General features: G+C 54.7%; 10 protein-coding genes. 3 read left to right on the top strand and 7 right to left on the bottom strand.

Features of this window, described 5'->3' with window-relative positions:
* Positions 1-38 precede the first annotated feature (38 nt).
* The 3 genes from clpB (at position 39) to ilvN (ending at position 5,281) form a co-directional block, all read left to right on the top strand.
* Positions 39-2,636: an ATP-dependent chaperone ClpB gene (gene clpB, locus QEN58_RS16055; RefSeq protein ID WP_280104599.1), complete on the top strand. Its 2,598-nt coding sequence runs from the start codon at positions 39-41 to the stop codon at positions 2,634-2,636.
* Positions 2,637-3,065: 429 nt separating this feature from the next.
* Complete coding sequence (locus tag QEN58_RS16050) at positions 3,066-4,790, top strand: acetolactate synthase 3 large subunit (protein ID WP_280104598.1); 1,725 nt, start codon at positions 3,066-3,068, stop codon at positions 4,788-4,790.
* Positions 4,790-5,281, top strand: a complete 492-nt coding sequence (gene ilvN / locus QEN58_RS16045) for an acetolactate synthase small subunit (RefSeq protein WP_007113940.1) — start codon at positions 4,790-4,792, stop codon at positions 5,279-5,281. The genes QEN58_RS16050 and ilvN overlap by 1 nt, the downstream gene beginning before the upstream one ends.
* A 389-nt stretch (positions 5,282-5,670) precedes the next feature.
* Here the strand turns inward: ilvN and QEN58_RS16040 are convergent, their stop codons facing one another.
* The 7 genes from QEN58_RS16040 to QEN58_RS16010 form a co-directional block, all read right to left on the bottom strand.
* Positions 5,671-6,585 (bottom strand): LysR family transcriptional regulator, encoded by a 915-nt coding sequence (locus QEN58_RS16040; RefSeq protein WP_280104597.1) that lies wholly within the window; start codon positions 6,583-6,585, stop codon positions 5,671-5,673.
* Complete coding sequence (locus QEN58_RS16035; RefSeq protein ID WP_280104596.1) at positions 6,585-7,256, bottom strand: RraA family protein; 672 nt, start codon at positions 7,254-7,256, stop codon at positions 6,585-6,587. Before QEN58_RS16035 ends, QEN58_RS16040 begins: the two co-directional genes overlap by 1 nt.
* A 14-nt stretch (positions 7,257-7,270) precedes the next feature.
* Positions 7,271-7,993 carry an HpcH/HpaI aldolase family protein gene (locus QEN58_RS16030; RefSeq protein ID WP_280104595.1) on the bottom strand — a complete coding sequence of 241 codons (723 nt, stop codon included), beginning with the start codon at positions 7,991-7,993 and terminating at the stop codon, positions 7,271-7,273.
* A 4-nt stretch (positions 7,994-7,997) separates the two neighbouring features.
* Complete coding sequence (locus QEN58_RS16025; RefSeq protein WP_280104594.1) at positions 7,998-8,810, bottom strand: carbon-nitrogen hydrolase family protein; 813 nt, start codon at positions 8,808-8,810, stop codon at positions 7,998-8,000.
* Positions 8,811-8,853: 43 nt separating this feature from the next.
* Positions 8,854-10,140 (bottom strand): TRAP transporter large permease, encoded by a 1,287-nt coding sequence (locus tag QEN58_RS16020; protein WP_280104593.1) that lies wholly within the window; start codon positions 10,138-10,140, stop codon positions 8,854-8,856.
* Positions 10,137-10,664, bottom strand: a complete 528-nt coding sequence (locus tag QEN58_RS16015) for a TRAP transporter small permease (RefSeq protein ID WP_280104592.1) — start codon at positions 10,662-10,664, stop codon at positions 10,137-10,139. The genes QEN58_RS16020 and QEN58_RS16015 overlap by 4 nt, the downstream gene beginning before the upstream one ends.
* A 70-nt stretch (positions 10,665-10,734) precedes the next feature.
* The gene (locus QEN58_RS16010) at positions 10,735-11,739 is read right to left on the bottom strand and encodes a TRAP transporter substrate-binding protein (protein ID WP_280104591.1); all 1,005 of its coding nucleotides are present in this window, start codon (positions 11,737-11,739) and stop codon (positions 10,735-10,737) included.
* Positions 11,740-12,048: the final 309 nt, after the last annotated feature.

The raw sequence follows: 12,048 nt of genomic DNA, 5'->3' as shown, positions 1-12,048 counted from the left end.
GGTGCGTCCAAACGCACGGCTACCCCAGGAGGAATTTCATGCGTTTTGATAAATTTACCGCCAAGCTTCAAAGTGCGATTGCCGAAGCGCAGTCGCTGGCCGTTGGCCGCGGTCATAATCAGCTAGACCCAGCGCACTTGCTGCTGGCCCTGCTTGACACCAAAGATACCGGTATTAAAGCCCTGATCGAAAAAGCTGAGGGCAACCCTTCGCGTCTGCGCGATGGGTTGGTACAACAGTTAGATAACCTGCCCAAGGTGGGGCAATTCGATGGTGAAGTGCAGCCGTCGCGAGACTTTATCAAGCTTTTCAACTTAACCGATCGCGAAGCCCAGAAGCGCGGCGATCAGTTTATTGCTAGTGAACTCGTTCTATTGGCAGCGCTGGAAATGAATTCAGCGATTACCAAGCTGCTTAAAGACGCGGGCATCAATCGTAAATCACTCGAAGCCGCCATTAACAGCCTGCGCGGCGGAGCGACTGTCGACGATGCTAACGCCGAAGATCAGCGCGAAGCGCTGAATAAATACACCATGGATCTTACCCAGCGCGCGCTGGACGGCAAGCTCGACCCGGTGATCGGCCGCGACGACGAAATTCGCCGTACCATTCAAGTACTGCAGCGGCGCACCAAGAACAATCCGGTGTTAATCGGCGAGCCGGGGGTGGGCAAAACGGCCATCGTCGAGGGGCTGGCCCAGCGTATCGTTAACGGCGAAGTGCCGGAAGGCCTCAAAGATAAGCGCGTGCTTTCGCTGGATATGGGCTCGCTGCTGGCGGGTGCTAAATTCCGTGGCGAGTTCGAAGAGCGCTTGAAAGCGGTACTCAAGGAGCTTTCCCAGGAAGAAGGCCGCGTGATCCTGTTTATTGACGAACTGCACACTATGGTCGGGGCAGGCAAAGCCGAAGGTGCCATGGATGCAGGTAATATGCTCAAGCCTGCCCTGGCTCGCGGTGAGCTGCACTGCGTGGGCGCGACCACCCTAGATGAGTATCGCAAGTATATCGAGAAAGACGCCGCTCTTGAGCGCCGCTTCCAGAAGGTACTGGTTGATGAGCCTTCCGAAGAGGACACCGTGGCGATTCTGCGCGGCCTGAAAGAGCGCTACGAAGTGCACCACGGCGTGGATATTACCGACTCGGCAATTATTGCCGCAGCCAAGCTTTCTACTCGCTATATTACCGATCGCCAACTGCCCGACAAAGCCATCGACCTAATTGATGAGGCCGCCTCGCGTATTCGCATGGAGCTGGACTCCAAGCCGGAAGCGATGGATCGCCTTGATCGTCGTCTAATTCAGCTCAAGATGGAGCGTGAGGCGCTCAAAAAAGAGACCGACGAGGCCACTAAAAAACGCCTGGAGGCACTCAATACCCAGATTCACGAGCTAGAGCGAGAATACGCTGACCTTGATGAAATCTGGAAAGCCGAGAAAGCCAGTATTCAAGGGGCTGCTCAGTTTAAAGCGGAATTGGAGCAGGCGCGCATTGACCTTGAACAGGCCCGTCGTCAGGGTGACTTGGGGCGGATGTCGGAAATTCAGTACGGCAAAATTCCAGAGCTAGAGAAGAAAATTGCCGAAAGCGGCGAAGGCGAGGCGGATACCTCAAGCCACCAGCTGCTGCGCTCTAACGTTACTGAAGAGGAGATCGCCGAGGTGGTCTCTCGCTGGACTGGCATTCCGGTTTCCAAAATGCTCGAAGGCGAGCGCGATAAACTGCTGCGTATGGAGGAGGCACTGCACCAGCGGGTAATCGGTCAGGAGGAAGCCGTCGAGGCAGTGGCTAATGCGGTACGCCGCTCTAGGGCCGGTCTTGCCGACCCCAACCGCCCTAACGGCTCATTCCTGTTCCTCGGCCCCACCGGGGTGGGTAAAACCGAGCTGTGTAAGTCGCTGGCGAACTTCCTATTCGACACCGAAGAGGCCATGGTGCGTATCGATATGTCCGAGTTTATGGAGAAGCACTCCGTGGCTCGCTTGATCGGTGCGCCTCCAGGTTACGTAGGCTATGAAGAGGGCGGCTATTTAACCGAAGCAGTGCGGCGCAAGCCATACTCGGTGCTGCTGCTGGATGAGGTGGAAAAAGCCCACCCGGATGTCTTCAACATCCTGCTGCAGGTATTGGAAGATGGCCGCTTAACCGACGGCCAGGGCCGCACGGTGGATTTCCGCAACACCGTGATCGTGATGACCTCGAACATGGGCTCTGACATTATCCAGCGTATGGGCGGTGATTCTAGTGGTGACGAAGATCAGGACTATGAGGTAATGAAAAACATGGTCATGGAGGTGGTGGGTAACCACTTCCGGCCTGAACTCATCAACCGCATCGATGAAGTGGTGGTGTTCCACGCCCTGGGCCAAGAGCAGATTCAGGCGATTGCCGGTATTCAGCTTGAGCGTTTGAAAGTGCGCCTTGCCGAACACGACCTGAAGCTTGAGGTTAGCCCAGAGGCCATGGCGCAACTGGCGGTCGTGGGCTTCGACCCCGTATACGGGGCGCGGCCACTCAAACGGGCAATTCAAAGCCGTATTGAGAACCCGCTGGCGCAAGACCTGCTGGGGGGCAAATTTGCCCCTGGAGATACCATTCATATCAACGCGGAAGAGGGCAAGCTGGTGTTTAGCTCATAATTGGTGCCGCCACTTTGCGCAATTGAGTAAGCAAAAAGCCCCGCTAGCGTTGCTGGCGGGGCTTTTTTAATGGCTTCTTGCGACCTTTGTTGCGTTTGGCCTGATCGGAGGTTGACAGGCTAAGGGCGCTAATGGAATCTTGTCGGTTCCTGATTTGCGGGCGCGGACTCAACGGGCAACCCCTAATCCCCGCGCGAAGGGTAGGCTAAGGCCTCTACCCGCCGAAGGACTTCCGGGCTTGGGCTAACCGCCCAACCTGGCCAACGCCCCGACACGGCGAACTGCCGTGATAAGAGTGCAGGCCCTAACCGGGCCATCTGCCAGGGTTTGGCATCAGGTGCCGGCAAGGGCCGGCAGCGGCATACCGCCGCACTCGACACCGCAGGATGTCCTGCGGATCGCACTCGAGACCTTCAGGGGAGAAATACAGTGGAACTGCTTTCCGGCGCAGATATGATCGCCCGCTTCTTGCAAGATGAGGGCATCGAATACATTTATGGTTACCCCGGCGGTGCAGCGCTGCATATTTACGATGCACTTTTCCGCCAGGACAAAGTGAAGCACATTCTGGTGCGTCACGAACAAGCGGCTACCCACGCCGCCGATGGCTATGCCCGCGCATCAGGCAAGCCCGGCTGCGTGCTGGTTACCTCTGGCCCCGGTGCCACCAATGCCGTCACTGGTATTGCCACCGCCTACATGGATTCAATTCCCATGGTGGTGCTGTGTGGCCAGGTGGCGAGCCATCTGATCGGTGAAGACGCCTTCCAGGAAACCGATATCGTCGGTGTGACACGCCCGATCGTGAAGCACAGCTTCTCGATTCGTCACCCGTCGGAAATACCGGAAGTACTTAAAAAGGCGTTCTATTTAGCCGCTACAGGCCGTCCGGGCCCGGTGGTAGTCGATATTCCTAAAGATATGACGGCGCCCACCGAACGCTATGAGTACATCTATCCGAAAAAGGTCAAGATGCGCTCGTATAACCCCGTCACGCGGGGCCACACGGGGCAGATTAAAAAAGCCGTTGAGATGATACTCAAAGCCAAGCGCCCGGTGTTCTATACCGGTGGCGGCGTGGTAACGGGTAAAGCCAGCGAAGGCCTGACCGATCTGGTCAAGCAACTGGGCTATCCGATCACCACCACCTTGATGGGTATCGGTGCGTATCCTCAAAGTGACCGGCAGTGCTTGGGCTGGCTGGGTATGCACGGCTCCTATGAATCCAATATGGCGATGCATCACGCAGACCTGATTATTGCCATTGGGGCGCGTTTTGATGATCGCGTGACCAATAGCACGTCTAAGTTCTGCCCGACGGCTAAAATCATCCATGTGGACGTCGACCCGAGCTCAATCTCTAAAACGGTGCGTGCCGATGTGCCGATCGTGGGCCCGGCCTCCAGCGTTATCAACGAGATGATCAGCTTGGTGCAAGGGCACAACATTGCCCATCCTGAAGCGCTAACCGAGTGGTGGCAGAAAATTGATGGCTGGCGCGCCGACCGTGAAGGCAAACTTTACGAGCCTTCCAAGCCGGGTGAAGTGCTTAAGCCCCAGGAAGTGGTTGAGGCGGTTTGCCGGGTTACCCGCGGCGAAGCCTTCGTGACGACCGATGTTGGCCAGCACCAGATGTTCGCGGCTCAGTACTACAAGTTTGATAAACCCAACCGGCTGATTACCTCGGGTGGCTTGGGCACCATGGGCTTTGGCTTCCCCGCTGCCATGGGTATCAAACAGAACTATCCGGATGATGACGTGGTGTGTATCACCGGTGAAGGCAGCTTCCAGATGATGATGCAGGAGCTCTCCACCTGTAAGCAGTACGGGGTGGGCGTTAAGATCGTCAATCTTAACAATGCGTCGCTAGGCATGGTGCGTCAGTGGCAGGACTTGAACTATAAGTCGCGTCACGCACACTCCTATATGGAGTCGCTGCCCGACTTTCATATGCTAATCGAGGCGTATGGGTTTACCGCGATTACCGTCAATACCCTTGACGAACTGGAGCCTGCGCTGGAGCGTGCCTTTGCTGATAAGCACGAGCTGGTATTCCTTGACGTGAAGGTCGATCCCCATGAGCACGTCTATCCGATGCAGGTACCGTTAGGTGCCATGCGCGACATGCTGCTGTCTAAAACGGAGCGTACCTGATGCGTCATATCATCTCGATTCTGTTAGAAAACGAGCCGGGTGCGCTGTCACGTGTGGTCGGGTTGTTCTCCCAGCGTAACTTCAACATCGAAACGCTTAACGTGGCACCTACTGAAGACCCGTCACTGTCGCGTTTAACGGTCACTACCGTGGGCGATGACCGCGTGATCGAGCAGATCACCAAGCACCTTAATAAGTTGATTGATGTGGTCAAACTGGTGGATCTCACCGAAGGCAACCACATCGAGCGCGAGCTGATGTTGGTTAAAGTGAAAGCGCTAGGCGCGGCACGCGATGAAGTGAAGCGCACGGTGGATATCTTCCGCGCGCAGATCGTCGACGTAACGCCAAGCCTGTATACAGTGCAGATCACCGGCGACGCAGGCAAGCTTGATGCTTTCCTTCAAGCCATGGCGCCGGTAGGCATTCTTGAGGTCGCCCGCACTGGGGTCTCGGGTATTGCCCGGGGCGATAAGGTTTTGTCGCTTTAATTTGTAAGTTGTTGATGTCGGTTAAGAGGGCCGCCCTTGGGGCGGCTTTTTTTGGCGTAAGTCTTGAGAAGCGCTGCTTCTATGAGAGGTACAAGGGGGGAGAAAGTCTCGTGCGCAACCAGTAAGTAGAAGTAATAGCTGACGGCAATCATGTTTCCCTAAAGGGAAAATATGAGGGCAGCCCGAGGCAAAACGCTGATCTGGTGAGTAGGCGTTGAATAAGAGACATCATAGCAAGGTGGGCTGCCTCATTTTCCTAATCTGCAAAGATTTTAACTCGTGTTTAATGTTCAAGTTCAGCCTATCTACATCGACTGTCAGTGTATGTTCCAGAAAGCCCAAGCAACTCAATTGTCCCACCCTAGTTGTTTCTTGCGGAAGACCAAAGTCTAGGGCACGTGGACTCCGCTACCTACACGTCGGGCATAAGCAGCGGCCACCTCGGCCGCCAGTGAACAGGTTAGTGCGTACATTGATGGCGCGGCGGCAGGTTCATAGACAGCGGCAAAGCCCATGGAGGGCAGCTCCACTCCTATGTCTAGTTCTTGTAGGTGCGCCTCATGTGCCATGCTGCGCGGCAGTGTGATAACGCCCAGCCCCCGTTCTGCCATGGTGCGCATGGTAAACAATGAGGTACAGCCCGAAACGGAGGGCATGGCAGCCAGCCGTAGTTGCGACAGGCGTTGTACCACATCAATATAGGGGCGTGACCCTTGTGGGAATGTGATGATGTTGGCCTCCGATAGCGCCTCAGGAGACATCTTGCGCGGGTGAGACGGGTCATTGCCTGGCTCGCAGGCACCGAAGAAGGCTACGTCCATAACGCAGAGCGGTACCTCCGCCAGCGCTCGATCATAGGAAGGGCCTAGGACCAGGGCGATATCCACATTGCCATGCTGCAGGTTATCGAGTAACTCAATCGTTGGGGCGGAGACTACCTCGAGTTTAATATTGGGATAACGCTGTTGGTGTAAGTCGAGGAAGTCGGTAAGCCAGGTGGAAATGATTGTGTCGACCGCGCCGAGCCGTATGGTGCCCTGCCATTTTTCCGGCTCGTTAAGGCGTTGCCCAGCCTCGTCGAAAGTGGCTATGATTCGCTGAAAATAGGGAAGAATGGCCTGACCTGCTGGGGTTAAGCGCATGAATGCGCCCGAGCGCTCGACAAGTTGGTGACCGAAGTGCTCTTCTAGCCCGCGGATCCGTTTCGAGATCGCGGGCTGGGAGATGTGCATGGCATCTGCAACCCGGCGATAGTTGCCGTATTGCGAGATATTTACCAGCGTTCTGAGCGCATCAATATTCATTACTCTAACAGGCGCTCTTCGACCATTTTGGAGGCGCCAGTGATCGTCCCTAGTGGCTCGCCTGCCTCCAGGCGTGCTATCAGATCCAGTTCCATTTTCTGCATGGCAAGCGCCTTGTCAGCGATGGTGTTCGCCTCTGTCGGGTCAAGAATGATTACTCCGCTTTCGTCAGCCAGTACTGCGTCGCCAGGTTTTACCGTTACTCCGCCGATGGAAATTGGGATGTTGAAAGCGCCCGACTGGGCGTAGAGTTTTGTAGTAACAGAGGAACGTCCGCGGCTCCACATTGGGAACTGATTGCGGCGTATCTCGTTAACATCGGTCACTGGCCCGTCGACGATGCCCGCCTTGAATCCGCAGATTGCGGCGGCGTTGGTTATCACACCGCCCCAGCAGGCGTGCTTAGTGTCGCCAGAGCGGTCAATAAGCAATATATCTGTCGGCCGGAGTGTTGATATCACGTCATGTAGCAAGGTGGAGTCGTTGGCGGCTAGACGTAATGTCACAGCGGTGCCGGCGACACGCTTTGTTGAATCAATAGCGGTAATGTCGCGATCCACGAAGACCGAGTGCAAAAAGTGGCCTACGGTTGCAGTCTCAACTTTTTCCAGCTTGTCTATCAGGGATTGGGGGATAGACTTGGGGAGTGGATTCTTGACGAAGTCTTTCATTTCTTCCTTCCTTTTCAATTCTTTAGACTTGAAATGATGGTGTTCAAGCCAATCGTGATCACTTGATGTTCGGCTGCAATAACACGTATTGAAACGCCGTTTTCGTGAGCAAAAGACTGTTCTTCGGGGCGCCAAGTCGGCATCCACCATACTTTGCCCGCGACTTTGGCTGCTGTGGCCAGCGTGGCAATGTCGGCACGGTCGGCATCGGTGAAAGCATAGGTGGGGCGGCCACGCGTTAGGGCGAGGTCGAAGGGGCCGACGAAGATTCCATCCACGCAGTCGTGGCCCAGGAGCGCGTCTACGTCTTCAAAGGCCTCGGCTGTCTCGATCATAGGTAGGCAAAGTATCTGGCGATTGCAGCGTTCAAAGTAATCCGCATCGGGAGCAGAGAACTTTGCCGAGCGGCCCGCGGCAAAGCTGCGGGTCCCCAATGGTGGGAACTTGGTGGTTTCTACAGCCGCCTTCACGTCCTCTAGTCGACCAGAATGTGGGATGATCACTCCGTCCACGTCTAGATCAAGGGCTCGCTGCACCCAAACAGGTTCTGGTGCCTCAATCTTGAAGAAGATTTTCATGCCAAGAGCCTTGGCTACTACCACCAGTGCTTCGCGGCGGTCTGGTGAATAGCCGTTGTGTTCCACGTCGCAGACCACCGAGGTGAAGCCAGCGTTATGCGCCATTTCGAGAAAGTCGAGATTGGGCGTACTCATCCAGATTGCGTAATTATCAAGCATATAATCAGGCCAAAACGTGATGTTTATTGGAAGGCAAAGAGGTACGGACGTTGTCCTGCAGCGCCATATCCATGTCGGCGATGGTCACCCCAGGTCTATTGGAGGCACGCGCGATCACGGTGCCCCAGGGGTCTATAAGCATAGAGTTGCCGTAACAGGCGCGTTCGCCCGCAGGTTCTTTATGTAGACCGACTTGGCCGGGGGCTATGACCCAGCACTGGTTCTCGATGGCGCGGGCTCGTAGGATAGGCTCCCAATGATCTTTGCCCGTTTCCATATTGAAGGCCGCTGGAACGGTCAGCACGTTGCAGCCGTCCTTCATCTGTTTCTGGAACAGCTCTGCAAAGCGCATGTCATAGCAGATCGCGCAGCCGATCTTCAGGTTGCCGGCTTCATAAGTCACTACCTCCTTTCCGGGATTAATAATGTCGCTTTCGCGAAAAATGTGGCCCTGCGGTGTTTCTACATCGAAGAGATGAATCTTGCGGTAGCGGGCTAGTTCGTTGCCTTTTGGGTCGAAAACCAAGGCGGTATTGTAATACCCGTCTTCCGCCGCCTCGATCATGGAGCCGACATGGAAGGTAACCCCGTACTCGATGGCGAGATCGCGCATGGCGTTGTAGCCTTCGCCTTCGGGAAAGGCTTCGCCTGCGGCCCATTGTTCATCCTTCGAGCCGCCGAGGAAGGTGGCATATTCTGGCGCGATCACTAGGTCGATGCCTTGACCTTTGACCCGAGTTTCAAACATCTCACGGATTGCGGAAATGTTTGCGGCCTTGTCGTGGCGAGAGTTCATTTGCAGCATTGCAACACGCATTGTATGTCCTTATCTATTGAGTGGAGGAGTGCTAGTCTTAGCGTCAAGGTGCGCCGTAGACTAGGTCGGGCAGAAAGAGGGAAATGCTGGGCACGAAGGTGATCAGCAGCACTGCGATTACAATTGGGATTAAGAAGGGTACCGTCGCCTTGGCTACTGCTTCGAAAGGCAGCTTTGCTACGTCCATCATGATGTAGAGGGCGATACCGATGGGGGGAGTCAGAATGCCTACCATTAGGGTCAGCACTGTGAATATTCCGAAATGTACTCGGTCGATCTCAAAGCCATCCACGATAGGTAGCATGATTGGCACGAGGATGATAAGCGCCGCGGTGGCATCGAAGACGCAGCCTATCAGCACTAGGAACATCAGATAAATCAGCAGAAACTGCCACTTGGCATCGATGGAACCAAGAATGAATTCGGCCAGCCGTTGCGGCACCATGTCGAATGCTAGGATCCAGCCTACGCAGGCGGAGAAGCCGATCATCAAGAGCGCGATCGTCGAAAGTATTGCGGTTTCACGGAAGGCAGTGATTAGCACTTTCATATTTAGTGTGCGATACCAGATACCAAGCGCCATTGCGTAGAGACAGGCCAGTACACCGGCTTCGGAGGCGGTGGTAAATCCCGTGAGCATTGCGCCTAGGATGATACCCGGTGCCAGCAGGGTAAGGAGACCATCCACGGCGGACAACAAGATTTCCTTTAAGGGTGGACGTGGATCCTTGGGGAAGTTGCGGCGTGCGGAGACGATGTGGACGTAAGTCATTAGTACTATAAGCAGCACTATCGCTGGCAAGACACCTGCTAGGAATAGTCGTCCGACGGAGGCATTAGCCACGAAAGCGAAAATCAGCAGCGGAATTGAGGGCGGGAAGATCGGTCCAATGATCGAGGAGGCTGCCGTCACACCGGCCGCAAAGTCTGCTGGGTAGCCGCGTTCGCGCATCGCCTTGACCTCGACTGTGCCGAGAGCTGCGCAGTCCGCTACAGCCGCGCCGGAGATTCCAGCGAAGAGCAGTGAGGCGAGAATGTTCACCTGTGCCAGCCCGCCGCGAATATGGCCCACTACATTGTTGGCAAAGCGAAATATCCGGTCAGTTAGTTGCAGGCCGTTTAGCAGGTTGCCCGCAAGAATGAAGAAGGGAACGGACAAAAGCGTAGGGGAATTGATCCCGTCCAGCATTTGTTGTGAGACAATCCCCAATTGATCGGTAAAGCCGAGCGCAACAACTCCAGTGGCGGCGGCTATGATGATGGCAGTTAGGATTGGCACTGACAGGAACGCCAGTATAATAAACACACCGAGTACGAGAATGCCTGTCATTTCGTAGCCTCCGTCACTTCGATCATGCCGAAGGGCACATAGGCCGCGCCCGACAGAATTCTAATGGCATCTAGCAGCGCACCGAGAAAGATGGGCAGCGCTGAGGCCAGAAGTGGCCAGATGAGAATTTTCCGCGGAAGACCTACCATCTCGATCGTACCTCGGAGGGAGGCTAGACGTTCCGGGAAGGTATAAATTAGTAGGCCCGAGGCGATCATGATCGACACTGCCACGAGGACGCCGAGAGCCCGCTGAGCAACCGACGGCAGGAATTGCAAAAGGATGTAGATTGAGACGTCTTTGCGCCGCTGGTAGAGCGGAAAGAAAGCCAACATTACCCAGGTGAGAAAGGCCACCATAGTCCAGGGCCAGACCCAGTTGAGGGAGGAGTCGAAGACACCGCGGGTGACAATGTTGAGCGCATTGATGACCAGCATCGCGATGAGGAGAATGACGCAGATACTTTCGTAAAGGTGGGCCAGACGGTCTAGACCGTTGCGACCCTTGTCGAGAACCCGGTGCATTTAGATCTCCTGGGTAGAGGAAGGCCCTTCCCATGTCGGGCGCAGGAAGGGCGATATTCAGGCGAAAAGATCAATTGCAGCTGGTACGCGCTTGATCGACGGCGTCGAGCAAACCCTCGGGCAGTCTGCCCTCGGTCTCGTAGCTTTCGTAGATTTTCGCCGCCGTCTCGACGAAGGGGACAGTGTTAAGTTCAGTGTAGGTCGCGCCTTGCGCCTCCATTTTCTCCAGTGACTCATCGAAGCTAGCCTGCAAGCCTTCCATCGCATCGGCAGAGACCTCGTGATATGCGCGGATCACTGCTTCCTGGTTCTCGCCCGAGATTTCGCTCCACGAGCCGAGATTGATCATGTAAGCGTTGGCCTGGTTGAATTCATCGGTTCGCGCGATATGCGGCGCGACCTCGTAGAACTTCATCGATTCAACAAGGATGGAGGGCGAAGTCACAGCCTCGACAATGCCAGTCTGCAAAGATTGGTAGACATCGGTCCATGCCATCACTAATGGGTCGGTACCGAGCGCGGTCCAGACGTCGACCATCATTTGGTTATCCCACAGACGTAGTTTGGTGCCCTGCACGTCATCGAAGGACTGCATTTCATCCTTGGTGACTAACACACGGAAGCCGCGGCCGAAGGGACCTACCTCGCCGATAACGCCGATATTGTCTTCTTCCTCAATCTTGCCCAGGATGTCGTGAAAATAATCGGACTTCATAAAACAGGTCCAGTGGTCGCGATCATCGAAGAGGAAAGGTGCCGATGTCCAAGTGATGTCTTCGTTGAAACGATTCAGATAGCTGACGTCATCCACGAAGATGTCAATAATGCCGGAGGAGACTTGCTCCAGCACAGTCTGCGCGTCGCCTAGCTGTTCGGAGGGATAAACGTTAATCTTCACGCCACCGTCGGTGTATTCATTCACTTTATCGGCAAATTCTTTATGCAGTCGGCCTTCAAAGCTGTCAGCGGGTACCTTTGTAGCCATACGCCAAGTTTCGGCGGCAACCTGGGTGGATGAGAGCGCTATGGCGGAACCAAGGAGCCCAATCAGTGTAGTGCGATAATATTTCCTCATGCTACAAATCTCCTGTTTTTGCTTTTGCTTTTGCTTTTTATCTTTTCCTCACTCTATGGCACATCATAAAAGAATTAAAAGTGATTATTTTTCACAGCAAATGATTACTTATGGTTATTGCCTGCATGTGGTGAATTTCTTGATGCGGCCTCTCTTTTCGGTGATATGAAGGTCGCTGTCGGTGTCTATATTTCAAAGTTATTGATATTGACACGATTCTTTAGTTTTGCATGTCAAAGGCAATGTCTCATGACTGCATGTTTCCCTACGACTGTGGCGATAATTAATATTCTTGACGGAGCTTGTAAC

The sequence above is a fragment of the Halomonas alkaliantarctica genome, assembly GCF_029854215.1.
Lineage (GTDB): Bacteria > Pseudomonadota > Gammaproteobacteria > Pseudomonadales > Halomonadaceae > Vreelandella > Vreelandella alkaliantarctica_A.
The sequence above is the reverse complement of the archived record's forward strand: the minus strand, read 5'-3'. Positions and strand labels throughout refer to the sequence as shown.

Coding starts and splice junctions, on each gene's coding strand:
- clpB (WP_280104599.1), top strand. CDS start 39: ATGCGTTTTGATAAATTTACCGCCAAGCTTCAAAGTGCGATTGCCGAA.
- ilvN (WP_007113940.1), top strand. CDS start 4,790: ATGCGTCATATCATCTCGATTCTGTTAGAAAACGAGCCGGGTGCGCTG.
- QEN58_RS16040 (WP_280104597.1), bottom strand. CDS start 6,585: ATGAATATTGATGCGCTCAGAACGCTGGTAAATATCTCGCAATACGGC.
- QEN58_RS16035 (WP_280104596.1), bottom strand. CDS start 7,256: ATGAAAGACTTCGTCAAGAATCCACTCCCCAAGTCTATCCCCCAATCC.
- QEN58_RS16030 (WP_280104595.1), bottom strand. CDS start 7,993: ATGCTTGATAATTACGCAATCTGGATGAGTACGCCCAATCTCGACTTT.
- QEN58_RS16025 (WP_280104594.1), bottom strand. CDS start 8,810: ATGCGTGTTGCAATGCTGCAAATGAACTCTCGCCACGACAAGGCCGCA.
- QEN58_RS16020 (WP_280104593.1), bottom strand. CDS start 10,140: ATGACAGGCATTCTCGTACTCGGTGTGTTTATTATACTGGCGTTCCTG.
- QEN58_RS16015 (WP_280104592.1), bottom strand. CDS start 10,664: ATGCACCGGGTTCTCGACAAGGGTCGCAACGGTCTAGACCGTCTGGCC.
- QEN58_RS16010 (WP_280104591.1), bottom strand. CDS start 11,739: ATGAGGAAATATTATCGCACTACACTGATTGGGCTCCTTGGTTCCGCC.